The organism is Candidatus Nitrosopumilus sp. bin_32a (genome assembly GCF_054095935.1).
Genome location: NZ_JBSWSN010000001.1, coordinates 42,582 through 68,020, shown reverse-complemented (window position 1 = coordinate 68,020; position 25,439 = coordinate 42,582). Strand labels below are relative to the sequence as shown.

Annotated in this window: 26 protein-coding genes and 1 other RNA gene; 18 read left to right on the top strand and 9 right to left on the bottom strand. The window is 31.3% G+C overall.

Annotated elements, in window-relative coordinates; translation table 11 throughout:
- The first annotated feature begins 91 nt into the window (after positions 1-91).
- Together ACW9XH_RS00340 and ACW9XH_RS00335 are read left to right on the top strand one after the other, a co-directional pair.
- On the top strand, positions 92-1,861 hold the full coding sequence (locus tag ACW9XH_RS00340; protein WP_457758665.1) for a carbamoyltransferase C-terminal domain-containing protein: 1,770 nt from the start codon (positions 92-94) through the stop codon (positions 1,859-1,861).
- Positions 1,858-2,454: a pentapeptide repeat-containing protein gene (locus ACW9XH_RS00335; RefSeq protein WP_457758664.1), complete on the top strand. Its 597-nt coding sequence runs from the start codon at positions 1,858-1,860 to the stop codon at positions 2,452-2,454. The genes ACW9XH_RS00340 and ACW9XH_RS00335 overlap by 4 nt, the downstream gene beginning before the upstream one ends.
- On the opposite strand, the gene ACW9XH_RS00330 is transcribed toward ACW9XH_RS00335, so the two are convergent.
- Positions 2,451-3,392 carry an FkbM family methyltransferase gene (locus tag ACW9XH_RS00330; RefSeq protein WP_457758663.1) on the bottom strand — a complete coding sequence of 314 codons (942 nt, stop codon included), beginning with the start codon at positions 3,390-3,392 and terminating at the stop codon, positions 2,451-2,453. The genes ACW9XH_RS00335 and ACW9XH_RS00330 overlap by 4 nt on opposite strands.
- Before the next feature lie 104 nt (positions 3,393-3,496).
- Here ACW9XH_RS00330 and ACW9XH_RS00325 point away from each other — a divergent pair, with 104 nt between their 5' ends.
- From ACW9XH_RS00325 to ACW9XH_RS00315, 3 genes are all read left to right on the top strand, one after another.
- Positions 3,497-4,150 (top strand): pseudaminic acid biosynthesis-associated methylase, encoded by a 654-nt coding sequence (locus ACW9XH_RS00325; protein WP_457758662.1) that lies wholly within the window; start codon positions 3,497-3,499, stop codon positions 4,148-4,150.
- Positions 4,151-4,221: 71 nt separating this feature from the next.
- A complete protein-coding gene (locus tag ACW9XH_RS00320) occupies positions 4,222-5,376 on the top strand; it encodes a lipopolysaccharide biosynthesis protein (protein WP_457758661.1) in 1,155 nt (384 codons plus the stop codon).
- Positions 5,377-5,391: 15 nt separating this feature from the next.
- Entirely contained in the window at positions 5,392-7,026 is a 1,635-nt protein-coding gene (locus ACW9XH_RS00315) for a hypothetical protein (protein ID WP_457758660.1), read from the top strand.
- A 38-nt stretch (positions 7,027-7,064) separates the two neighbouring features.
- On the opposite strand, the gene ACW9XH_RS00310 is transcribed toward ACW9XH_RS00315, so the two are convergent.
- Positions 7,065-8,069: a polysaccharide biosynthesis protein gene (locus ACW9XH_RS00310; protein WP_457758659.1), complete on the bottom strand. Its 1,005-nt coding sequence runs from the start codon at positions 8,067-8,069 to the stop codon at positions 7,065-7,067.
- A 58-nt stretch (positions 8,070-8,127) separates the two neighbouring features.
- On the opposite strand from ACW9XH_RS00310, the gene ACW9XH_RS00305 reads away from it, so the two are divergent.
- Together ACW9XH_RS00305 and ACW9XH_RS00300 are read left to right on the top strand one after the other, a co-directional pair.
- Positions 8,128-9,234, top strand: a complete 1,107-nt coding sequence (locus ACW9XH_RS00305; protein ID WP_457758658.1) for a DegT/DnrJ/EryC1/StrS family aminotransferase — start codon at positions 8,128-8,130, stop codon at positions 9,232-9,234.
- A gap of 2 nt (positions 9,235-9,236) precedes the next feature.
- Complete coding sequence (locus ACW9XH_RS00300; RefSeq protein WP_457758657.1) at positions 9,237-9,824, top strand: hypothetical protein; 588 nt, start codon at positions 9,237-9,239, stop codon at positions 9,822-9,824.
- Here ACW9XH_RS00300 and ACW9XH_RS00295 read toward each other — a convergent pair.
- Positions 9,821-10,846, bottom strand: a complete 1,026-nt coding sequence (locus ACW9XH_RS00295) for a glycosyltransferase family 4 protein (protein WP_457758656.1) — start codon at positions 10,844-10,846, stop codon at positions 9,821-9,823. The two genes, ACW9XH_RS00300 and ACW9XH_RS00295, sit on opposite strands and share 4 nt — an antisense overlap.
- A 50-nt stretch (positions 10,847-10,896) precedes the next feature.
- Positions 10,897-12,606 carry a tetraether lipid synthase Tes gene (tes, locus tag ACW9XH_RS00290; RefSeq protein ID WP_457758655.1) on the bottom strand — a complete coding sequence of 570 codons (1,710 nt, stop codon included), beginning with the start codon at positions 12,604-12,606 and terminating at the stop codon, positions 10,897-10,899.
- Positions 12,607-12,679: 73 nt separating this feature from the next.
- On the opposite strand from tes, the gene ACW9XH_RS00285 reads away from it, so the two are divergent.
- Genes ACW9XH_RS00285 through ACW9XH_RS00275 form a run of 3 tightly spaced genes read left to right on the top strand, consistent with a single transcriptional unit; the run spans position 12,680 to position 14,114 of the window.
- Positions 12,680-13,447 (top strand): TrmB family transcriptional regulator, encoded by a 768-nt coding sequence (locus ACW9XH_RS00285; protein ID WP_457758654.1) that lies wholly within the window; start codon positions 12,680-12,682, stop codon positions 13,445-13,447.
- A gap of 2 nt (positions 13,448-13,449) precedes the next feature.
- On the top strand, positions 13,450-13,905 hold the full coding sequence (locus tag ACW9XH_RS00280; protein WP_457758653.1) for a metal-dependent transcriptional regulator: 456 nt from the start codon (positions 13,450-13,452) through the stop codon (positions 13,903-13,905).
- A 44-nt stretch (positions 13,906-13,949) separates the two neighbouring features.
- Positions 13,950-14,114: a hypothetical protein gene (locus ACW9XH_RS00275; protein WP_457758652.1), complete on the top strand. Its 165-nt coding sequence runs from the start codon at positions 13,950-13,952 to the stop codon at positions 14,112-14,114.
- Here ACW9XH_RS00275 and ACW9XH_RS00270 read toward each other — a convergent pair whose 3' ends face one another.
- A complete protein-coding gene (locus ACW9XH_RS00270) occupies positions 14,115-14,534 on the bottom strand; it encodes a secondary thiamine-phosphate synthase enzyme YjbQ (protein WP_457758651.1) in 420 nt (139 codons plus the stop codon). It lies immediately after the preceding gene.
- Between the two features lie 146 nt (positions 14,535-14,680).
- The gene (locus ACW9XH_RS00265; protein ID WP_457758650.1) at positions 14,681-15,871 is read right to left on the bottom strand and encodes an RNA-guided endonuclease InsQ/TnpB family protein; all 1,191 of its coding nucleotides are present in this window, start codon (positions 15,869-15,871) and stop codon (positions 14,681-14,683) included.
- A 165-nt stretch (positions 15,872-16,036) separates the two neighbouring features.
- Between ACW9XH_RS00265 and ACW9XH_RS00260 the strand changes: the two genes are divergently transcribed.
- Together ACW9XH_RS00260 and ACW9XH_RS00255 are read left to right on the top strand one after the other, a co-directional pair.
- Positions 16,037-16,441, top strand: a complete 405-nt coding sequence (locus ACW9XH_RS00260; RefSeq protein ID WP_457758649.1) for a hypothetical protein — start codon at positions 16,037-16,039, stop codon at positions 16,439-16,441.
- A gap of 32 nt (positions 16,442-16,473) precedes the next feature.
- Entirely contained in the window at positions 16,474-17,526 is a 1,053-nt protein-coding gene (locus ACW9XH_RS00255; protein ID WP_457758648.1) for an mRNA surveillance protein pelota, read from the top strand.
- Here the strand turns inward: ACW9XH_RS00255 and cutA are convergent.
- Positions 17,523-17,834, bottom strand: coding sequence for a divalent-cation tolerance protein CutA (gene cutA, locus ACW9XH_RS00250; protein WP_457758647.1), 312 nt, complete (start codon positions 17,832-17,834; stop codon positions 17,523-17,525). The two genes, ACW9XH_RS00255 and cutA, sit on opposite strands and share 4 nt — an antisense overlap.
- Before the next feature lie 88 nt (positions 17,835-17,922).
- Between cutA and ACW9XH_RS00245 the strand changes: the two genes are divergently transcribed.
- The 4 genes from ACW9XH_RS00245 to ACW9XH_RS00230 all read left to right on the top strand — a co-directional run bounded on the left by ACW9XH_RS00245 (position 17,923) and on the right by ACW9XH_RS00230 (position 20,766).
- On the top strand, positions 17,923-19,098 hold the full coding sequence (locus tag ACW9XH_RS00245) for a site-2 protease family protein (protein WP_457758646.1): 1,176 nt from the start codon (positions 17,923-17,925) through the stop codon (positions 19,096-19,098).
- A 44-nt stretch (positions 19,099-19,142) separates the two neighbouring features.
- Positions 19,143-20,057: a TIGR00269 family protein gene (locus tag ACW9XH_RS00240; protein WP_457758645.1), complete on the top strand. Its 915-nt coding sequence runs from the start codon at positions 19,143-19,145 to the stop codon at positions 20,055-20,057.
- Between the two features lie 33 nt (positions 20,058-20,090).
- Positions 20,091-20,402: signal recognition particle sRNA (gene ffs / locus ACW9XH_RS00235), an RNA gene on the top strand.
- A 31-nt stretch (positions 20,403-20,433) separates the two neighbouring features.
- Positions 20,434-20,766, top strand: coding sequence for a hypothetical protein (locus tag ACW9XH_RS00230; RefSeq protein WP_457758644.1), 333 nt, complete (start codon positions 20,434-20,436; stop codon positions 20,764-20,766).
- On the opposite strand, the gene ACW9XH_RS00225 is transcribed toward ACW9XH_RS00230, so the two are convergent.
- Positions 20,763-21,041: an acylphosphatase gene (locus ACW9XH_RS00225; protein ID WP_457758643.1), complete on the bottom strand. Its 279-nt coding sequence runs from the start codon at positions 21,039-21,041 to the stop codon at positions 20,763-20,765. The genes ACW9XH_RS00230 and ACW9XH_RS00225 overlap by 4 nt on opposite strands.
- A 48-nt stretch (positions 21,042-21,089) precedes the next feature.
- Positions 21,090-21,824: a 50S ribosomal protein L2 gene (locus ACW9XH_RS00220; RefSeq protein ID WP_457758642.1), complete on the bottom strand. Its 735-nt coding sequence runs from the start codon at positions 21,822-21,824 to the stop codon at positions 21,090-21,092.
- A gap of 103 nt (positions 21,825-21,927) precedes the next feature.
- On the opposite strand from ACW9XH_RS00220, the gene ACW9XH_RS00215 reads away from it, so the two are divergent.
- Together ACW9XH_RS00215 and gatD are read left to right on the top strand one after the other, a co-directional pair.
- Entirely contained in the window at positions 21,928-24,114 is a 2,187-nt protein-coding gene (locus tag ACW9XH_RS00215; protein ID WP_457758641.1) for a CDC48 family AAA ATPase, read from the top strand.
- Positions 24,115-24,146: 32 nt separating this feature from the next.
- Positions 24,147-25,436: a Glu-tRNA(Gln) amidotransferase subunit GatD gene (gene gatD / locus ACW9XH_RS00210; protein WP_457758640.1), complete on the top strand. Its 1,290-nt coding sequence runs from the start codon at positions 24,147-24,149 to the stop codon at positions 25,434-25,436.
- Positions 25,437-25,439 lie beyond the last annotated feature (3 nt).

The window sequence follows — 25,439 nt, the reverse complement described above, 5'->3', positions numbered from 1 at the left end:
GATGAATTTCTCTCAAATATCAATATTTTTCTAAATAATTATGAAATAAGGTCAAAGATTAATAATATAATAAGGAAGATCGAAAACTAGATTGAATATTTTAGGCATAAATGAAGGACATATGAGTTCTGCTGCACTGATTTCAAATGGGAAATTAATTGCAGCCTGTTGTGAGGAAAGGTTCACTAGAAATAAAAACCAACAAGGATATCCTAAAAATGCTATAGAATATTGCCTCAGTGAAGGAAACATTTCAAAAACAGACGTCGATTATATCGCCTCAGCAACTTTAGATTTACCTGTAATGTTTGAAGCCACAAAAAGATATCAAAATTTTTCAATTCATGATTATGTTAAAGAAAACGAAGTATACTGGAAACCAAAATTATTAGAAAATAAAAATGTCAATTATTTTGATTTTTTTAAAAAAATAAAAAATGAATACTATGATTTTTCATTTTTAGAAAAAGAATCAGATCAAGAAAAATGGTTTGAAGAATTTAGGAATGAAAGAAAGAAAAATTTAAAAAATGAGTTTGGGATTAAAGAAGAAAAAATAGTTTTTACTGATCATCATTCTGGTCATGCTCATTATGCATATTTAATGTCACCATTCAGAAAAAACGTACTAGTTTTAACTGCAGATGCATGGGGTGATGGATGTAATTGTTCAATATCTATTGGAAACCAAAATGAAATTGCTACAAAATTTAGATCTTCTAATAATAATTTAGCTAGACTCTATAGAAACATGACATTGTATTTAGGAATGAAACCAAATGAACATGAGTATAAAGTAATGGGTTTGGCACCATATGCTACAGATTATCAAATGAAAGATGTTTATGAAATTTTTAAAAATACATTGTATGTAGATGGTTTAGAATTCAAGTATAATGAAAAACCTACAGATAACTATTATTGGTTCAAAGAAAAACTTGAAGGATATAGATTTGATGGTATAGCTGGTGCATTACAAAAATATGTTGAAGAAATGATGGTGCAGTGGATTAAAAATGCAATTAAAGAATTTGATTCAAAAACAATTGTAATGAGTGGAGGATTAGCATTAAATATTAAAATCAATAAAGAAATTTCTCAAATTCCAGAAGTAGAAAAAATGTTTGTTCCTGGTGGAGGTGGAGATGAATCTCAATCAATCGGGGCAGCATTATGTTTGTATCTAGAATTGGATAATCAAAATGCATTTGAGCCCCCATTGCATGATTATTTAGGACCAAAAACAGATATTGAAAATTTAGAAAAATCATTTTGTAAATATGATATTGAATCAAAATTTTCTATAAAAAAAGGAATCAGTAACAAAGATATCGCTGAGATGTTAAATAACAATCTAATAGTAGCACGCTTTTCTAACCGAAGTGAATTTGGACCAAGAGCGTTAGGTAATAGATCAATATTAGCAAATCCATCTAATTTAGAAAATTTAAGAAAAATTAATACTCAAATTAAATATAGAGATTTTTGGATGCCATTTACACCATCAATTAAAGAAGAAAGAATCGAAGATTATTTAATAAATCCAAAAAAAATCAATTCACCATTTATGACTATAGCATTTGAAAGTACTAAATTAGCAAGAAAAGATCTTGTTGCAGCTATTCATCCATCAGATTTTACTTTAAGACCACAATTTGTAAATAAAATATCAAATCCAGAATATCATAATTTGATTGAGGAATTTGAGAAAAAAAGCGGTATAGGAGGATTATTAAATACATCATTGAATTTACATGGAGAACCAGTGGTAGGAAATATTGATGATGCACTTCACACATTTGTAGAGTCAGAATTGGATGTTTTAATAATTGAAAATGTTGGAGTTTTTAGAGAAAAATGATTCAAAAAAAACAAAAGACTAAAAAATCAAAAGACATACTAAAACTACCAATCTTTTTGTGTAAAAAGCACTTAGAAAAAAATCCTATCGAATTTGAAGTAAAAACATCAAACAAATGGAAATATTTAGCTGTACCAATTCCATCTTACTCGAGTTCATGCCACATATGCACAAAATCACTAAAAGAACCATCATTTTTTCTACGAGAAGCTAATTTCAAAGGTATGGATTTAAGATATGCAAATCTTAGATATGCAAATCTTACTAATGCTGATTTGAGTGATGCTGACTTAAGATACGCTGACTTGAGTAATGCAAATTTAGCAAATTCAGATTTATCAAATACAGATATGAGCTTTGCAAATTGTTATAATACAAATTTTAGATATGTCAGTTTTAGAGGTTCAAATTTAAAAGAGACTAATTTTTACAACGCAAATCTTTATGATACCAATTTCAGACATGCCAAATTAACTAAAACAAGTTTTAGATTTGCTAATTTAGCTAGTGCAACGTTTAATGGTGCAATTATTAAAAAAGCAATTTTTAATACTGCGCATATACAAAATACACATGGTCTGAATTTAGACTAATTATGATTCTTATTTTTTAAAAATAACATAAAATTCATGGGTAATTTTTTAGATTTTAGTAATTTTCTAAGATCATCAAAAGAATAAATTTTAACATCGTTCATATTTCCTAAAATTGGTACATCCATTTCTCTTGGTACATAATAAGAAACTCGGTAACCTAAATCTGAAAAAAAATCAAAAAGTGATCCAGTAGCATCTTCTCCCATAATAAACAAATGCATTTCTAATTGTATTAATGGTTTAAATTTTTGAAGTGATTGTTTCATTCCTTGTAAAATATTTTTTTCATATCCTTCTACATCCATCCTAACAAAATCAAGTTTATCAATTAATTTTTCATCTATAAAAGAATCAATTTTTTTTATTGGAATAGTAACAGTTTCAATAATTGCATCTGGAGGTGCATCAACTAAATCATCAGAAACAACACGTGACCAATTAGAACGATTACTAACAGAAAAATTAATTTCTCCATCTTTATCACCACATGCAAAATTATATAATTCAATGTTAGATTTTTCTTGTAGTTCAACATTTTTTTGTAAATATTTAAAATTAAGTGGAGAGGGTTCTATTGCAATTATTTTTCCTTCTTTACCAATAATTTTACTTTCTAAACAAACATAATATCCAATATTACTTCCTACATCCATGCAAACCATTCCAGGTTTTAAAAATTCTTCAAATAATTTTGTACTTAAAGGCTCATGAGTTTTAAACATCAATAATTCTTCAGAAATTCCTTTATCATTAGGAATTGTTATAAATTTGTATCCATTGATAGTTAATGTATTCTCTTTTGAAGTATCTAAAGAAATTCTTTTTAAAATTCTATAATTATAAAAGAAAATCCCTTTCAAGGTTTTCCAGAATCCAAATTGCTTGAAAAAATACCCATACATATACGATATCTTAGAAGCATAACCTGAATCCATTCATTTATGAAGTAAATTAGACATAATTAATCTATCAAAAAATGAAAATTATACAAATAATTTAGTTTAAAATAATACTAATTTTTATAAATAATTTGTAGAAAATGGAAAATTTTGATGTAAACAATGTAAATCAGAAAAATCTTTGGAGTGGTGAATTTGGAAATAAGTATGTCGAAAGAATAAATACGAAAAAATTTCAAAATGAGACTTATAAAAATAGAACTGGATTTACAGAGGAAGAAATATTTAAAGAATTTTTCAATGATTTAGATAGAAATATTTCAATTTTAGAAGTTGGTTGTAACAGAGGATTAAAATTGTCAATTTTAGAGAATATGGGATTTCAAAATATTTCAGGTGTCGAAGTAAATCAAAATGCTGCAAAGATTGCTAAAGAAAAATTACCATCAGCAAAAATTTACAATGAAAGTATAGAAGAATTTGATTCACAATCAAATCAATATGATTTAGTTTTTACAGCAACAATGTTGATTCATGTTAATCCATTAGCAATTGAAGATATACTACTAAAAATTATTAATTTATCAAAAAAATATATTTTCGGATTTGAATATTATTCAGAACAATTAATTGAAGTTCCATATAGAGATCAAAAAAATGCATTATGGAAACAAAATCTTCCAGAATTGTTTAAAAAAATTGATTGTTCTTTAGTCATTGAAAAACAAAGAATTATTCCATACAAAAATGATCAACTTAAAGATATTACGTATCTTCTAAGGAAAAATCAATGATATTTCAGTAGTAATTTCTTAATAAAGTGTTAAATTATCTATCATGGTTTGATAATGTTTAGGAGAAAGAAATGATAAGATTTTTAGAAAATATTAAAAACTTAATTTTAAAAACTAGAGATTTGCAATATATTGGAGCAGCAAATTTAGTCACCAAAGGTATTTCAGGTTTATTCTGGATTTACATTGCCACGCTAATGACAGTTGAAGCATATGGTCAAGTAAGTTATTTAATTGCAATTGCAACAATGGCTACACGCATATCGTTATTTGGTTCTGCACAAACAATCATTGTTTATACTGCAAAAAAAGTAGCCATTCAGCCACCAGTATTTTTAATTACAATAATTCTGGGTATAGTTTCATCAATTGTAACATATTTTATTTTAAATGAAATTATTGTAAGTATCTATATAATTTCATCATTAATCTTTGATCTAGGAATAGCAAGTCTTCTAGGTGCAAAATTATACAAAAGATATGCACAATACTTCATTGTTCAAAAAACTATATCTGCAGTACTAGCTTTATCTTTATTTTTTATAATAGGGCCAAATGGAGTAATTTTAGGGATTGGAATTTCTTTTCTATGTTTAATTCCAATAATAATTAAAGGGTTTAAAAAAGACAAATTAGATTTTTCAGTTCTAAAATCACGACGAGGGTTTATGATAAATAGTTACAGTATGAATATCGAAAAAATACTTTCAGGTCAAGTGGATAAAATAATAATTGTTCCATTACTAGGTTTTGCAACTTTAGGGAATTACCATTTAGGTTTTCAATTCCTAGGATTATTATTAATACTTCCAAGCTTAGTCTACACCTATACTTTACCAAGAGATGCCAGTGGAATTGGCACTCGTAGAATAAAAATTATGACAATTCTTATTTCTGTAGGATTTGCAATACTAGGAATTACTATTGCACCCATAGTTTTACCTATAGTATTTCCTCAATTTGAAGAAGTTGTAGAAGTAATACAAATTTTGAGTATCTATATAATTCCTAATTCTATCAGTACTGCTTTTGTTTCACATTACTTAGGAAAAGAAAAAAGCAAAGTTGTAATTATTGGTCAAAGTATTACTGTGGGGATCTACATACTAGGAATTTATACACTAGGGGAAATATATGGAATTAATGGAGTCGCAGTTTCATTCGTATTATCAGGAGTTGCACAAACAGTTTTTTATTTAGTCTTAAAAAAATTCAAATCAATATAAAAAAATCAAAAGATATTGGCAGATACTTTAATAGACTTTGATTTTTTGAGAAGTCAAGGGATTTTTAATTTGGGAATAATAAAACTAGTTGAAGAAAAGTTAGAAAAAAAATTGAATAATGAAATTTTATTAATTGGAATAATAATGATTGTTGGATTAGTATTTCGGATCATCATTACACCATGGAATTTACCTTCAATGGCACCAGATGTTATTGTTTTCTTTACAGAAGCTTTCAATTTTTCTCACAACAATTATGATTTATTTAACAGTCGATTTTTATGGCCTTATTCATTATCCATTATTTTTAGGATTTTTGAATTTAACACATACGTAGAATATGTAAATTTGATTAGAATTGTCTCAATTGGGATTTCAATACTTACAATTCCATTAGTTTATCAAATTGGAAAAAAATTTGTTGAAAAAAAATATTCTATTTTAATAGCATCATTTTTTGCTTTTAGTTTTCAAATCATAGAGAATTCAACATGGGGAATTACAGAACCATTTTTTCTTTTGCTTTCTTTAAGTTCATTATATTTTATGTTAAATTATAATTCAAAATATACAATTTGTAGTTTTATTTTTGCAGGTTTGGCTTTTGATACTAGATTAAATGGAATTGTAATTTTAATTATAATTATAATTGGATATTCAATGAAAATTAGACCTAAGAAAAAATTATTTCTAATAATCATAGTGGGTTTAGCAATGTTTATTTTAATTTCAATCCCACATTACTATGATTCTGATTCAAATACATCCCCAATAATTAATAGAATATCAGGGACGGTTTCTGGATTTGAAAATAACCTTAATCCACATCTAGTACAAACAGCAAAAATATTTTTTACTGATGAACAATTAGATCCAAATTCAAAAAAATTTCATGAAATAACAAATACAGAAATTTATTTTTTAGCAATCATAAAAGAGATGTATCACATTATTTTAGTCAATATTCAATTTTTAATTTTCCTAGTACCTATTGGCCTTTTATTTATTTTCAAAAGTAGAATTTGGAAAGAGTATCTTTTGATATTGGGTATAGTAATATCAATAATTATTGCAATCCCTCAATATACTTTATCATCTGAAGTTAGAAATTTGTTATTGATTTTACCATTTGCATCTATAATTGGAACGATTGGAATTAAAAATATCATAATAAAAAGTCAAATAAAAAATATAATTTTATTGATAATAATTTTGAGCATAATAATTACTTCAGTTATTATCCTTTATCCACATACAAACAATGAATTAATTGTTGAAAAAGAAAGATTTGGGAATTATGTAGCTCTGAATTATTCTGGCAAAATTACTGGAGATCTACTTTATCATGTTGAAAATAATTTATTTGATTTAACATCAATCCCATTAAAGTATAAACAAGGAAACAACATAATAACTGAATATTCATTTTTTAGCATTCTTTCAGAAAATCAATTTATAAAATATCTTAAACTGAATGAAATATCATATGTAATTATAGATGACAAGATAGATAATAGATACCCAATGTTCCAAGAGATTTTCCAAAATGACAAAAAATATAATTATTTAACAAAAGTTTTTGATTCAGAACAAGATTATAAAATTCTTAAAGTAAAAATATTCAAAGTTAACCTAGAAAATTTTAAATAAATTAATGTACAATTTAATTAAAATATATAATTTAATATCTAATATAATTCTTGGATAATAGAATTTATTTCTTTTTTTGAAAGGGGTTTAAGTGAATCAAAATATGAATGAATATTTTTAGGTTTTTTAGATTTTGGATAGATTTTTGGAGAAATGAATTCATTTAATCGTGGAATAATAAAGAAATCTTTTGTTTCAAGAACATGTTCCATTTCAAACTCAGTAAGTAGATATTCAATTAATTTTTCGCCTGGTCTTGAACCAATAATCTTGGTTTTAATTTGAGATGGTTTATAACCATATTTTGGAGATAAAAGCTCCTTCATTGATTCAAAGAGATCTTCAAGACGCACTAGTGGCATTTTCAATACGAATGTCTCACCGCCTTTAGCAATTTGTGTAGCAGAAATTATTAAATTTACAGCGTCATCTTTAGTCATAAAAAATCTCTTCATTCTAGTATCAGTAAGTGAAATTGGACCACCATTTTTGATTTGTTTTTCAATTCTAGGTAAAATAGAACCCCTACTTTGGAAAACATTTCCAAAGCGGACTGATGCAAATATTGTTGATTTGTTTTTAGTAGTTTTTGCAGAAAGTAATTTTTCACCTAAGAGTTTAGTTGCACCCATTACACCAATTGGATTTACTGCTTTATCAGTACTAATTAAAATTAATTTTTTTACATTTTCATCCAATGCAGATTTTGCAATATTTTTTGTGCCAATAATATTTACATTGATTGCTTCAATAGGATTTAATTCACATCGATCTACATGTTTTAAAGCGGCTGCATGAAATACAATATCAATTCCTTTAACTATTTCAGAAACTGTTTCTTCATTTTGAATATCACCTATAATAAATTCAATATTTTTATTATTTCCATATGTAGATTCCATTTCATATAATCCATTTTCATCATTGCTAAATACACGAATTAGTTTGGCTTTATCCAAAAGCGCTTTTTTTGTAATTGATTCACCAATTGAACCAGAACCTCCTGTAATCAAAATAGATTTTCCACTAAGATAAGAAGCCATAATTTTACTTTAAGGTATGATTAATTAGTTATATGTTTATCAAAATTGTGACTATATAATGAAAATTCAATTAAGAAAACCATTTTTTCCAAATAAATCTATACTAAAAATTCAACATCAGATAAAAAATGTTCTAAAATCTGGACAGTTAACTCTTGGAGAAAATGTAAAAATATTTGAAGAAAATTTTGCAAAATATTTTGATATGAAATATGCAGTTGCAGTGTCTTCTGCAACTGCAGGTTTGCACATATCTCTTCTTAGTTTAAATATAAAAAAAGATGATGAAGTGATTGTCCCTGCAAAAACTTTCATTTCAAGTGCAAATGCAGCACTTTATTGTAATGCTAAACCTATATTTTGTGATGTAGATGAGTCAACGTTCCAATTAGATCCATCAAAAATTGAACAATTGATTACCAAAAAAACAAAAGCCATAATCCCAGTACATCTTGGAGGAAATGTTTGTGACATGAAAAAAATTATAAAAATTGCAAAAAAATACAAACTGTCCATAGTTGAAGATGCAGCACATGCTCATGGAGCCACATTTAATGAAAAATTTGCAGGTACATTTGGGGAAATAGGTGTATTTTCATTTTATCCAGATAAGATAATGGCAAGTAGTGATGGCGGAATAATTGTTACCAACAATCGCACATTATTTAATAAATTAATTTTACTTAGAAATGTAGGAAGAAAAAGTATTGGTGAATATGATTATACTGAAATTGGATATAATTATAGAATGAATGAAATTCAAGCTATTCTTGCACAAGAACAATTAAGATTATTACCAAAAATGTTAAAAAAACGAAGGGAAATTGCAAAAAAATATGATTTAGAATTTAAAGAATTATCAAATATTAAAACTCAAAAAATACCACAAGAAGTTAATTCGGGGTATTATGCATACATAATGAAATTAAAAAAAGGTAATTTGAGCAAATTTAGAAAAAATCTTCTAACGAAAGGAATTGAAACAAGCCCAATGTTTACCACAGTCTATAAAACCAAAGTCTATAAAAAATTAAAAGGAAAAAATAATTATTGTCCAAATTCTGAGAAATTAGATTCACAAACTTTTACCATTCCATTACATCCTGAATTGACATCTAGACAAATTAACTACGTAATAAAAGAAATTAAAAAGCTGGACAGATAAAAATGGATTGTTATATCGATAAAGTGAAAAAATTCAATAAAAGAATTGATTATACCAAAGATACCAATACTGCACGATTATTTTTAGAATTTTGCATTCCGTTGATAAAATCTAAAAAAATATTTTTTATAGGTACTGGATTAGGCGGAGACTCTAAAATTGTTAAAAATATTAAAAATTTTGAAATTATAGGAATAGAACCAAGACAAACATTTCAAGAATATGCCTTAAAAGAATACAAAAAGATAGGAGGAAAATTACTTAAAAAAAATCTCGGTGATTTTGCAAAATCATCCAAAAAAATATCTGGAATTTTCTTATTTATACATAGTATTAATCACATATCAAAAAGTCAAATTTTAGAATTTGAAAAAATTGCCAAAAAATCATTTATAATTATAATAAATCCAAATCCCCAAATTGGAAAAATTGTTGGTAAAACAGATACTACAGTTATATCATATCTTAATTCTAGACAGATTCAGAAATTATTAAACGTGGAAATTATCTTTGATTTCTTTTACAATCCTATAAAAATTAAAAATGAAAATATATTCTTACGAGAAGTTATCGTACTAAAGAAAAATTAAAAATTTAATAATTTTTTATATATTTCAATAAATTTTTCACCTATTTTATCCCAAGAATAATTTAAGGCGATCTGATAAGCATTTTCAGATAAATCAAGTCTCAGTTGTTTATCTGAAATTAATATTATTATTGCTTGTAGAAGTTCATTAGGGGAATTTGGTTTAATACAATATGCAGTGTCTAAATGTCGTACATCATTTTCATAAACTTTCAATGATGTGGTAATCACCGATGTTTTGCATGCCATAGATTCTAAAAGAGTTGAATTCATACCACCTTCCATAAGAGAAGGTTGAATCAACATATCTGAACCACGAATTAATTCAATTGTTCTTGTATTTGGTTGATAGCCTAAATAATGAATATTTGTATATTTTTCTGAAGTATTTTTAACTTTATTTGCTTCAGGTCCAGATCCAATTATAATGAGATGTGTTTCTTTTGGAATTTTTTCACAAATTGCAAGTAAATCCAAAATTCCTTTTTCTTTTGAGAGTCTACCTACAAAAATAATTTGATTTTTAAACAAACGTTCTTCTTTTTTTGAAAGAGATTCTAAATCAATAGCATTTGGTATATAATGAGATTCGTAACCTAACTGATAATAATATTTTTGTATTTCTTTTGATGCTACGATAATTGCATCTGCATGTTCAAGGATTTTTCTTTCAAATTTTCCGGATAATTTACTCAAAATACTTCCATGTAATAGTTGAACTTGGTTTTCAAAAACACCCCATAATGATATTATTTTTTTACCAGAAATATTATTCATTGCAAGACCTGAAGCAGGATTATGTGCATGAACAACATCATAATTTTTTTTATATTTTGTTTTAAGAAAAGATGAAATCATAAAACTTGGATTTTTTAATCCTTTTACAGGAATGATAAAAGTATTTTCTGAAGATATTACATCTACTTGATGACCTTGTTTTTTTAGAAATTTTATTTGGTTTTGAACAACTCCCGCTATTCCACCAATACCTGAGCTAGTGGGTGAAATGATAAGAATTTTCACAAATCAAAATTAATTGTAGACTTTTTAAGGTCTTGGATTAAAAAATCTTATTACATTGTAGCTTGTGCAGCGTCATGGAACATCTGACTCTTTGCACAGCCAGCGGCAAGCTCGTCACCTGCTCCGCGTCTCATGAGTCCCCTATACAGACCGTCTTCCAATTTGACGCCTTCTCTCTCTTCCCATTCCTCTACAGTGATAGAGTATTTCTTTTGGATTCTGTCTCTATACCATTCTGGAATTACATTGAATGCACAGAATGGGACTATCCTGAGATCCGGAGTCACATAGTGAATATCACATCTTTGCAGTCTTTCAAGGTCTTCATTGTATTTGTCTTGAAAGTGCATCATGCCAAGGAACAATCCTTTTACGTGCCACGAGCCAACTGAATCAAATGATCTCTTCATGAGTATGTTACCAAACATCTTTGCCAAATCCAATCCTGCCGGTTGCTTCTTTGTATCAACGAATCCTTTGAGTTTTCTAACAACTTCAAGCATTGTAAAGTACTTGTTTTTACCAGAACGAATCTCTTCTGCCTTGTCTTCAAATAATTCCAGCATTCCTTGAATATCACAGAATTTTGTTAATGGGACAAACTTTTTCGTATCTGCATCTTCAAAAATATAAGTTCCTGCACCACAAGCAAAGTGAATAGACAATTCATACTTTGGTTTGCTTGAGAATGCTTCAATTACGTTTGTTAGTGGCATACAACTTGGGACTGGGAACCAATCATCAACAGTTACTTCACCGTTTGTTTGCTCTTCGATTCTTTGAACACAATCAGGAACTGTGATTCTGTATTTTTCACGCTCAGACTTGCCCATTCGTCCAGTTAGTGATACTGGTTGAAAGTTTACTGCATGGACTACATCCATGTTCTTTTGTGCATATCTGATAATTCCACCTAGTTCATGGTCATTAATTGATTTAATCACTGTTGGAACAAATACTACTGTAGTACCTGTTTTTCTGCAACTGTCAAGTGCATATGGAATTTCCCAGTGATTTTTAGGATTTGTTCTTGCAGTTACACCATCAAAGGAAAGATACAGGTTGTTACATCCAGCAAGTCTGACTTCCCTTGCAGCTTCTGGATCCATTGCGTGTCTGATACCATTAGTATTCATTTGAATATGGTCAACACCTTCCTCTTTCATAATTTTGATAACATCAGCAATATCTTCTCTAAGCATTGGCTCACCGCCAGTAATTTGCATAGAGTTTCCTGGAATTGGTCTCTCTGCTCGTAGAGTCTTCATCATTCCTCTAATCTGGGTATGGTCTGGCTCGTACATGTAAGCGCCTTCAAGGCCCTTCTTTACATAAAAGAAACAGTACCAGCACGTCAAATCACATCTGTTAGTTACGATCATGTTTGCCAATCCACTGTGAGATAGGTGGTTTGAGCACAATCCACAGTTATTTGGACATGAACATTTGTCAATCATTACGTTTGGAGAATGAGCACCCTTGCCATCCATCCAGTATGTACTGAATTTCTTGTACATTTCATAAGAACCAAAGTATAATTCCTCACATTCACCGTGAGTTGGACAAACTTTTGACATGAAAACTTGATTATCTCGCTCAAAGACTTCAGCATCCAGAATCATGTTACAGTCTGGACAGATACTTTGAGTGAATCTAATTGTGGATTTTTTACCTAAATTTTTAACTGATTGATTGGATATCTGAATTAGTGCCATACCTGTATTGTTGATTTTTCTGAGATGGTATATAATCGATTTCATACTTGGCCCCGGGTGGAATTTAGGAAGCAGTCACACCTGGTTTAAATATCAAAAATGATCGAATAGATCGCAGATGAGCATATCCGATAAAACACGAAAGTCATTAGAAAAAATCGGCCTTACCAGTTATGAAATTAGAACATTTTCAGCATTACTCAAGTCAGGAGAACTAACAGCATCGGATCTTAGCCAAAAATCAGGAGTCCCATATTCAAAAATTTACGAAGTGTTGGGAACACTGGAAGAGAAAGGTTGGATTGGTTCAGATGATGCAAGACCAACAAAATATTTTGCAAAATCTCCATCGACAGGATTAGAGACTACAAAGCAAAAGATGGAAAACGATTTTTCACAGAATCAAAACATAATTCTAAATGAACTGGTTCCATTGTATGAAAAAAGTGGCACCAGTGAAAGGCCAGACATTTGGGTCTTATCTGGCGCAATAAACATTGCAGCTAAAATTTTGGAAATGGTAGATACATGTAGAAATGAGGTAATGATTGCATTACCAGAAGCAGGTGTAGATCTAGTAAAACAAGCATTGCCAAAACTAAGATCACTTCATGATAAAGGGGTACAAATTACAATTCTCGCATCAGATAAAATGGATAAAGAATCAATCACGGCAATCAAACGAGTTGCCAAAGTAACAATCAAGAAAGGATTGTTTGGAGGAGGCATAATTTCAGATAAAAGATACGTAGTGATTCTCTTAGGGCCAGAATTAGGAGGAGTAAATTCTTCCGAAGTTGTTGCTATATGGGCAGATCACGCAGGATTGGCAGGATTTGCACGTCAATACTTTGAATATTTATTAAAAGATTCCAAGAAGGTATAGACATGGATGAATTGGATGAAAATGAAGAGACACTCTTTGTAGGTACTGCAGAAGCAGAACATGTAGAGATGTATCTTAAAGCAATTTGGCACATCAAAGAAAGAGGCGAGGATGTAAAAATCAGCACAATTGCAAAAATGCTCAATGTCAGACAACCAAGTGTTGTTCAAATGCTCAAAAAACTAAATCTAAAAAATCTTGTAAATTACAACAAGGCAGGTGTAAGACTAACAGAAGATGGTGAAAGAATAGGTGCAAGTATGATGAGAAACAGCAGATTACTTGAAGTACTAATGGATAGTGCACTCAAGGTAGCAATCGATGAGGAAATGGTTTGTGGAATTGAACATCATATGAACAAGCAATTTACAGATGCTCTTTGTGTAATGCTAAAGCATCCAAGAAAATGCCCACATGAACATGAAATTCCAATGGGCGAATGTTGCAAGTCAGCATAATCATCAACCCAAAAGATATATCATCTTAGAAATTATATTTAATCATGGCATGTTTCTGTGGATGCAAGACATATGAAAAAAATGAAGATGGATTTAAAATTGCATGTGTAAAATGTGGACATGGACCTCAAAATCATAATGACGAATTCAGAGATGCTGCAAGAAAGAATGAATCACAAAGTCAAAAACGTGATGCAGACTTTGGATGATTATTCGCCAATAATTTTAACTAAAACTCTTTTTGGTCTTTTGCCATCAAACTCACCATAGAAGATTTCTTCCCATGGACCAAAATCCAATTTACCATTAGTTATAGCAACTACAACTTCGCGTCCCATGACTTGTCGTTTTAAATGAGCATCTGCATTATCTTCACCTGTTTTGTTGTGATCATATTGCGAAGTGGGTGCATGGGGAGCCAACCCTTCCAACCATTTTTCATAGTCATGTAACAATCCACCTTCATTGTCATTAATGAAAACACTTGCTGTAATGTGCATTGCATTTACAAGACAAAGGCCTTCCTGAACTTTACTCTTTGTTACAAGTTTGCTTACATCAGAAGTAATATTGACAAAGGCTCTTCTAGTTTGAACTTCAAATGTTAGGTATTCAGTGAGTGATTTCATAATTTTTTAATTATTCTCATTAATTAAAATCCTAAGCCAGGCTCAGAACTCAAGATCCTCATCATCGTCAGAGGGATAGGTACATCACGGCCCGCAAGGCATGTTTCAAGCAGTTTCCTATTGAGTCTTTCAAGAAGCTTGGTGAACTACCCAACAAGTTGAGTGATTTCTTCCTGCTTCACAGACCTCATTGAGATCTCTACAGGCGTTACTTCCCGCAGTTCCTGCGGTAATTCATAGTTGGTTTTTGCTGACAGATTAAAAATTTCTAATCCCTTTTTTAAAATATTGATACTTGCATTATAGTCTCTATCCATTACCAAATTGCATTTATCACATCTATGAATTCTCATAGCTAAACTTTTTGGTACTTTGCTGCCACAACGTGAACAGTCAATAGTAGTATTTTTGGCGGGTACTTCAACAAACAATTTACACTTGTATTCCAATTTTTGTAAAAATGTACCCCAACTAGCATCCATTATACTCTGAGCCAATCTATGATTTTTTACCATATTTAGCTTTTCTAGTTTTTCAACAAATATGACATCATTGTTTTTTGCATACTGTGTAGATAGTTTGTGTTGAAAATCCTTTCTCCTATTTGCTATCTTTTCATGAATCTTTTGCATTTTGAGAATTGATTTCAATCTATTGTTTGATCCTTTCTTTTGTCTTGAGACCTTGCGTTGTATTCTTTTGAGTGGTTTTAGCATCTTTTTGAGGTTGTATGGATTTGGTGTTTGGTTTCCATTACTGTCATAGGTAAAATTTTTGATTCCAACATCAATTCCCACTCCCTTTGAAAATGAAATCTTTGGAATGTTAGTCATTGATTCTGAAATATCTACCGTAACACACACAAACCATTTTCCTGATTTTGATTTTGTAACTATTACTTGTTTGATTTTTGCATTGTCTGGTATTTCCCTATGTTGTATAATTTTGATCTTGCCTATTTTTGAGAGGTGTAGAAAACTATCTTGGATTTCGAATCCAGACTGATTATAGGTGAATGTTAGATATTCATTATATCTTGCAAATTTTATGGATCCAGTTTTGTATCTTTTTTTGTTTAGTTCAATTAATGATTTTTGTGCTGATTCAAATTGTGTTGATACCATTTGAAGCATTTTAGAGTGATAGTTATACAGCCATGGTTCAGATTGTTTTAGTTCTGTTAAAATGTAATTCATATCGTTTCTGGTGAGAAATGATTTTTGAGTTTGCCCTACAAATTTGTTGTATAGCCATCTACATACTGCCAAATTATTTTGTAATCGATATTCCTGGTTAAAATTTGGATATAACCGGAATTTATAATTTCGAGTAAACATATCTACTTTTAATACATTGATCTTAAAACATCTGTGATAGAAAAGAAGCTAATCTTAGATTAACTTATGAGACATATTCATGGATAGGAAAAGGGTTGATACGTCAAGCAGTATAGAAACAGCTTTACATAATATTATAAATGGCCAATAGTTCAATCATTCCAAATGGTTGCAATAGATACTCCTTCTTCATTAGAAAGTTTTAGGAGATTTGTCATTTCAAGTACATGTATGTCTTATGCACCAAGAGCTTATTTGGAGGATTCAGAGGTTTTTGCTGAAAGAGAAGAGAAGCTCGGATCAATCTATGTTGAAGCAGCTGATAAGGTTACTTTGAAAAAAATTAGAGATATCACGTTTGTCAATGGCAAGGATGTTTTAGGAATAATCTATAACTCAAAAAGTGGAAATACATCGCTAAAATGGAGACAATTAAAAAGAAACAATGGCAAAGTTACAGGAGAAGCATCTGCAAACTCTTTGGCAAATTTATCTGAATCAGGAGTTCTCACTTTAGAGTGGGTTGAAAATTATCTAAAAAAGAAATCAGAAGAAGAGAAATCAATCTAAACTCTTTTCTTTTTGCAAATTAGAATAATATCATGATTACAAAGACGATAGATGAGAATTCGATATCAGTAATCCCAGAAGACACTGAAGATCTTTTGAATTTACGCCGAATTATCAAAGAAAATGACAAGGTGATTGGAGATACAACTAGAGTTCTAAAACAAGATAAAGATTATGCAAGGCCAGACAAAGGCGAGAGAATTAAAGTTAGAATTTCATTAACTGTGGAAAAAATTTCACTTGATGATGTCTTGGATAGATTAAGAGTGGGCGGTACAATTTCCGAGTCAAGTAATGAGTCAGTACCACACGGATCACACCATTCATTTATTTTAAAACTCAATGATGGGATTACTATTTCAAAGAAAAAATGGTCACCAATAGAAAAAAAACTTTTAGAATCAAGTAACGATCAAATCAGTTTTGTTCTAGTGGCAATTGACACGAGTGATAGTGGGATTGCAAGACTAAGAGGCACACATTTGGAATTTATGCCAAACATCTATTCAGGTTCTGGTGGAAAAAGATACAAAACTAATTTTAATATTGATAAATTCTTTGAACAGGTGCAACAAGCGTTATCAAGTATTTTCAAAGAGGGGGACACCATAGTAATTTTTGGCCCAGGTGAAACAAAGAAAAGATTTGCAAATTTTATAGAAAAATCACAAAAGATTCAGAAATCTAAGATTCAAGTGGTTGAAGGAATTGATTCTGGAGGGGAAGACGGAATTTACACGTTTACAAAATCACAAACAATGCAAGAAATAATGTCAGATAGTAAATTAGCCAAAGCATCATCGATTATTGATGAAATCATGATTTTGGCAAACAAGAAAAGTAAAAAATTCACTATGGGGTATGATGAGACTTTTAATGCAAATCAAATGGGTGCAGTTGAATCACTGGTATTTTCAGATAAAGCAATACAGGATAACGATGAACAAGAAATGATGAATTTTCTAAATGATGCAGAAAACAAGGGAGTGAAAATTTACAGTGTTGACTCTTCTACAGATATTGGTCTTAGGGTTACAGGTTTGGGAGGAATTGTTTCCCTGTTAAGATATACAGTGGAATCCTAAGTCGTAGATTCTACTAGCCATTTCAGATAAGATTTGCCAATTGAGGTAACATCAATTTCCACTATTTCTGGAACATCATACGGATGTGTTTCTTTGATTTTCTTTTTAAGCAGAGTCTTGTTTTTTGCTATTGTTTTGAATATGGCTAGATATTCTGATGAATTTTCTACTTTTCCCTTCCAAGCGTAAATTGATGAAATTTTAGAAATATTGACACATGCAACTGTCTTGTTTTTTACAAGTTCGTTTGCAGTTTTAGAAATTGACTTTTTGTTAGGATATGTCGAGATAATTATCACGGGTTTCATAGTAACCGATAAATGACTGTACCTTAAAAAATTAACAATTAGTTTGGAACTTGATTTTATTACTCAGAATTCGATAATCTATGTCTTGATGGCTTGGGTGGTCATCATTATAATTGCAAAAGCCCTCAAATTAGAAAAATATGGTTTTGAATTAAAAGCGTACAGTCTAGTATACAAGAATAAAAGCGTAAACGAGATATTAATCAAAATTCTAGGAAGAACAAAAAGAGGCATCAAAATTTTTGCAGATGTAAGTGTGATTGCAGGCTTCATAATGATGGGATTTGCATTTTACTTTCTGTTAAACAATGTTTCAAACTATTTTGTTGCACAATCAAATTTTTCAGAATTAACAGTGCTAATCCCAGGAGTTACATTAACTTCAGCACCAGCTATTGCATACTTTTTACTTTCAATTCCAATCGTATTAGTCATTCATGAAGGAGCACACGGCATAGTAGCCGCATTAGAAAAAATAAAAATAAAGACTGGAGGATTTGCCGTATTCATTGCATTGTTTGCAGGATTTGTAGAACCAGACGAGGAAGAATTTGATAAAGCTAAAAAGATTTCAAAATTAAGAGTGATTGGAGCAGGTGCCACATCAAATGTATTGTTTGCAATTGTTTTAGGTGCCATTATGTTAACAAATCCAATTTTTGGAATGGTTTTAGAGAGTATTCCATTATTTGGAGACGTTATCTTAAACACATTCTATGAATTATCACAAGGGGTCTTGATACTTTCAATTATAGAAAACTCAGGGGCTGAACAAGCAGGATTGCTTGCGAATGATGTAATCACTACAATTAACGATGTGCCGATTCGCGGTCCAGCTGATTTCCCCATCTTAAATCCAGGTGAAACAGCTAGTGTTTCTGTACTTAGGGATGGGCAAGCATTAGAATTTGGATTAGAGGTAATGTCTGATCCAGCTAATCCGGAAAGAGGATTAATAGGAATTATGAGAGATAATTCAATCCCATACAAACCTGTAATGGATTTCATTGACTGGACAAATGTGGATTTTAACATTTCAATGTTCTTGTTATGGCTTTGGATGATTTCATTTTTCATAGGTATTATCAACATGCTTCCTTTGCCAATTCTTGATGGAGGAAAATTCATTCATACAATTATTGATAAGAGATTTTCAGACAAATCAGTCAACATAGTAATGTGGGGAATATACGCATTCACCTTTGCCTTGTTTGGCCTCAACATTGCCTTATCATATCTGAAATCAGGTTGGTTTACAATCTAAAAAATACCTAAAGAATCATTAATGAAAAAAACTTAGTTGATTTCATGAATTGTGATAGATGTGAAAATCCTGCAGCTTATACGAGAAAATATTCTGGAGAGAAACTTTGTTCACAATGTTTCTCAAAATCAATTGTAAGGAAAACTGCAAAGACTATTTCAAAATACAACATGATTAAACATGATGAATTAGTCGCAGTTGCAGTATCAGGAGGAAAAGACTCTCTGGCATTATTGAAAATAATCAACGAAATGGCATTAACTCACAGTTTTAGAATAAAAGCAATTACTATTGATGAGGGGATTCCAGGATATAGAAATGAGGCATTAGAGATCGTTGAAAAATTTTGTACTGAACTAAATGTAGAACACAAAGTTTACGCATACAAAGATCTTTTTGAATTGACATTAGATGAAGCCCTTGATTTGAGAGAAAATGAAAAAACTTCATCATGTTCAATTTGTGGAACACTTAGAAGAAGAGCAATAGATCATGCAGCAAAAGATATCGGAGCTGATGTAATTGCAACTGGTCATAATCTAGATGATACATTACAAACATTTGTGATAAACATGCTTTCAGGAGATACAACGAAGATTGGATGGATGGATCCTGATACTTCTGCAAATGATTTAAGAAAAATAAAACCGTTTTGTGAGATTTATGAATCAGAAATAGTTTTTTATGCATTCACAAATGATATGCCATTTCAATCTGAACCCTGTCCACACATGAATGAAGGGATAAGAACGGAAATTCGTGAATTTTTAAACTCGTTAGAAAATCAACATAGTGGAATTAAAAATAATTTGTATCAATCAATTCTCAAAGTTTCAACAGCAGTAAAGAATTCTAGTTCCAAAGTAAAAACAAAATGTGAAAAATGTGGAAATGATTGCACAGGCAATGTATGCTCAGTTTGCAGTGTAGTTTTAAAACTAAAAGAAAATCAAACCTAATGCAAATATAACATACTTTCTTAGGAAAAACGGTAGTAGGTAAGATCAGGGTGCCAGCCGTGCCCTATTCTGAAACCGGCTATATGCAGAGATCAGCAACTGTTGGGTAAATCTCTAGATGGGTAATTCCCGCTTGGTGTGCGGAAATGAAATCACGCCGAGGCGGGTGGTTGCAGGACTAGAAATATCCGAAGGGATAACTTCTAAGACCGAACCATCGAAAGGGATGAGGTCCGGGAGGGAGCAATCCTAAGGTGGAGCATCCACGCTTCCTCGTCAACGTGGCGGATCTTGTACGCCTTGAAATGGGGCTATTCGTCTAGACTGGAGCCAGCAGATCTACTACCTTTATAATTAAAATAAAAATTCCAACCTCATGGAAGGAATAATCTCATTTGGAAACAAAAGAAATTATGAAGACTTTAAAAAACAGATCCCAACTCCAGTACTACCATTATTTGATTCAATTAGAGAATTTTGCTTCTCTTTAGGAGACAAGGTAATTGAAGATGTAAGAATGCACAGAGTAGTTTTTTGTAAATCAATGACATTTAGATGGTTTGCAGATGTAGAACCTGAAAGAGAAGGAGTGATTATAAAAATTCAAAAGAGCAGAAAAGATCCAGTCCAAACTATTCAGATAAAAATAGATCAAGGAATTTCTGAAGTAAGCAAAACTATCAAAGATGCATTTGAAGAAATTCACTAGTATAATACATCAAATTTTGAAAATTCTTCAGTAAATTTCTCATTATGTATTGCTACATCCTCAACTCTTGCATTGGCAGGGCCACCGTGAGCCCATTCAATTAATCGATCAATTTTTTCTCCGTCACCTTCTAAGACAGCTTCTACTCTACCATCTTTGAGATTTTTTACCCAACCAAAAACATCATTTTTCTTTGCCATTACTTTCAATGTTTGCCGGAAAAAAACACCTTGTACCTTTCCAGTTACATAAAGTCTAACACGTTGTTTTGACACAAACAGTATTTCACTGAGCTATTAATCAATTTTAGCTTAAAAGAAAAACTACTTTCTTTCTTTAATTCTAGCTCTACCAGTCTTTCTTGCAGCAATGCTACCAACCTTTGCACCAGGAGGAGCATCTCTTGAAACTGTAGAACTTTGTCCAACGTGTTGATGACGACCACCACCGTGTGGGTGTACATATGCTGCTTGAGCAACACCTCTTACAATTGGATATTTCTTTCCTTTAGCTTTAAAACTACGCCACTTGTTACCTGCACTCATAAAGTGTCGCTCACTTGCTCCACCACCAGCCAGAGTACCAATCATAGCTCTGTTTTTAGGATTAAGGGTAGTAAATTTTCCAGATGGGAGTTTAACTGTTACACCATCATCACCGTGTGAAAAGATAGTAGCATCAGTACCTGCGGATTTAACAATAGCACCACCATCTCCAAAGTGCTTTTCAATATTACATACAATTGTGCCATCAGGAATATTTTGAACGCTGATGACATTTCCTTTTTTAATTTCTGATTTTAATCCAAATTGCAAAGTTGCACCTACCGTAGTTCCAAGAATTGCAGGTACGAATGAAACAGAGCCATCTTCAAATCTCACTTTTGCTAATGGCGCTTCTCTACCACGCTCGTGAACAAGATCAATAATTTCACCCTCATGTTGTTCTGAAAGTGGAAAACGTGGATAATTTGCTTTTGCGCCTACTTTTCCAGTAGATGTAGATCTAAACTGATTGCCTCCACGGCCTCGTCTTCGAACTAATGGTCTTTTACCCAAGTTGATCGTTTCCGACTGAAAGAGAATTTTAAGCTTGTGGTATTAGCTGTTAGTTTTGGAAATTACCACAAAGGTATAAAAATTAGAATTCAGGCAAGTATGTATGAGTCAAAATGCTCTTTCTCTCAAAGTTCTTGAAGCATATACACGAGATGTTGGAAGAGGAGTAGCAAGAATTGATTATGATTCTATGGATACATTAAATGCATCAACAGGCGATGTAATTGAGATTAAAGGTAAAAGAAGAACAGTAGCAAAATGTCTTCCACTTTATCCTTCAGATGAGGGTAAAGGAATTATCAGGATTGACGGTTTAGGCAGAAATAATTCAGGAATTGCAATTGGAGATACAATATCTGTTAGAAAAATTAAAGCAGTGGCTGCAGAAAAAGTAGTAGTTGCACCACTTGAAGCAATTCCTCCAATTGATGAAAGATATCTTGCAGATGCTTTAGAAAGCGTTCCCTTGATAAAAGGCGATAATGTAATGGTCCCATACTTTGGTGGACGTTTAACTTTTCAAGTTATTGGAGTAAATCCAGCAGCCGATGCTGTTTTAGTAACTCAAAAAACTGTTTTCCATATTGCAGAGAAAGGAGAAACATTACGTGGCGTTCCTCAAGTAACCTATGAAGACATTGGTGGAATTTCAAATGAAATTAAAAAAGTTAGAGAGATGATTGAACTTCCATTAAGACATCCTGAAATTTTCGAAAAATTAGGAATCGAAGCTCCAAAAGGTGTATTGTTGTATGGTCCACCAGGTACTGGTAAAACTTTACTTGCAAAAGCAGTAGCAAATGAAAGTCAAGCTCATTTCATCAGCATATCTGGTCCAGAAATAATGAGTAAGTTTTATGGTGAAAGTGAAGCAAGATTACGAGAAATTTTCAAAGAAGCAAGAGAAAAAGCTCCATCAATTATCTTCGTTGATGAAATTGATTCTATTGCACCAAAAAGAGAAGAAGTTACAGGAGAAGTCGAACGAAGAGTTGTTTCTCAAATGTTATCATTAATGGACGGATTAGAAGCAAGAGGTAAAGTTATTGTTATTGCAGCAACCAATAGACCAAATGCAATTGATCCTGCACTTAGAAGGCCAGGAAGATTTGATAGAGAAATCGAGATTAAAGTTCCAGATAAAAAAGGAAGGAGTGACATTCTTGCAATTCACAGTAGAAACATGCCATTGGCAGAAGATGTCGACATGAAAAAAATATCAGCAGTTAGTCATGGATATGTCGGTGCAGATTTAGAATACCTCTGTAAGGAAGCTGCAATGAAATGTTTGAGACGATTATTACCTGTTTTGAATTTAGAAGAAGAAAAACTTCCACCAGAGACTTTGGATAAACTGATTGTAAATCATGATGATTTCCAGAAAGCCTTGATTGAGGTAACACCATCTGGAATGCGAGAAGTATTCATTGAAAATCCAGATGTGAAATGGGAAGATGTTGGCGGATTAGAAGATGTTAAACGAGAATTACAAGAAGCTGTAGAATGGCCAATGAAATATCCTGGCCTCTACGATAAACTAGGACATAGTATGCCAAGAGGAATATTACTACACGGTCCAAGTGGTACTGGTAAAACTCTACTTGCAAAAGCAGTAGCTACTCAAAGTGAAGCAAACTTCATTTCAGTTAGAGGCCCCGAACTCTTATCTAAATGGGTAGGGGAATCAGAGCGAGGAATCAGAGAAATTTTCAAACGTGCACGTCAGTCTGCACCATGTGTCGTATTCTTTGATGAAATTGATTCTATTGCACCAATCAGAGGAGCTGGCGGAGAAACAGCAGTTACTGAAAGAGTAGTAAGTCAATTACTCACAGAATTAGACGGTATGGAAAACATGCACGGGGTCATAGTATTAGCAGCAACAAACAGAGCAGACATGATTGATCCTGCATTATTAAGACCAGGAAGGTTTGATAAAATTATTCAGATTCCACTCCCAGATAAAGAAAGTAGAAAGAGTATTTTGAAAATTAATGCTGAAAAGATTCCAACTGTTACTGATGAAAACGATCCTGATCACATAAACTTTGAAAAATTATCAGAAATAACTGATGGACTTAGTGGTGCAGATACAGCATCCATTGGAAATACTGCAGTATCACTGGTTATTCATGAATTCTTAGATTCACATCCAGATGTAAAGGATATTGAAAAGAAGGATGTTGATGTTAAAGTTACCATGAAACATTTTGAGGAAGCAGTAAAGAAAGTAAGAGAACAAAAAGACCTCAAGATAGGCGAAAAATTGGTAGCTTCCTATTACAGGTAGTTTTAATAAAATAACAAATCTAATCCTCGTAAATGTCAGAGTATACCGGATATGAAGGAAAGTCTCTAGAATTTCTCAAGAAAAATAAAATTTCAATTGGAGATTCTATAAAAATTCTAGCAGATATTACTTATTCAGGAATTGTTATGCCCAGATACGAACACAGTGATGACAAACATATTGTTTTGAAATTAAAGAGCGGGTACAATATCGGTTTAGAGATCGCTAAAATTGAAAAGATTGAGAAAAGTCCAACATCAGAAAAAATTGTTGAAAAAAATGAAAAGATTGAGAAAAATGAAAAGCTGCCAAATATTCTATTATTATCAACTGGGGGAACAATTGCAAGTAAAATTGATTACAGAACAGGTGCAGTTACGCCAGTATTAACTGCTGAAGAATTAAATTCATCAGTTCCTGAGCTTGCTAAAATTGCAAATATAGACACCAAAGTGTTATTTTCAGAATATTCTGAAAACATTATGCCTGAACATTGGTTAGAAATTGCTCAAACAGTAAACGGGTATTTGAATTCAGATTATTCTGGAATTATTATTGCACATGGGACAGATACTATGCATTACACATCATCCTATCTTTCTTTTTCATTGGCAGGGTTTCCAATTCCAATAGCATTAGTTGGTTCGCAAAGATCATCAGATCGTGCATCTTCAGATGCAGCATTGAATCTAATTGGAGCTGTAAAATTTCTTACAGAATGTAAAACAAATGGAATTTACATAGCAATGCATCAGGATGAAAATGATGAAGCAATTGCGTGTCATATTGGAACAAGAGTAAGAAAAAACCATACTAGTAAAAGAGGAGCATTTCAAACAGTGGGAAATGATCCTGCATTTTTAATTGTAAATAGTAAAATTCACAATAACATGAAAAATGATTTTTTTGCAACTGACAAATTCAACCCTAAAATAAAAATAAATGATAAAGTTGCTCTAGTAAAATATTATCCTGGATATGATCCAAGCATGTTAAAAAATATCATAGATGCAGGATACAAAGCAATAATCTTTGAAGGTACGGGATTAGGACATATTGGAAAAACTATGTATCCAATAGTAAAAATGGCAAATGAAAAAGGCATCTTTATGGGAATGACTTCACAGTGCATAGATGGCAGAGTAAGAATGACAGTTTACGAGAGTGGCAGAGATCTTCTTGATTTAGGGATAATCCCCCTAGAAAACATGATTCCAGAAATTGCATTGGTAAAAGCAATGTGGGCTACAGGAAATACCGAAAATCGTGAAGAAATTAAAGAAATTATGCTAAATAAGATTGCATCAGAATTTTCAATATAATTA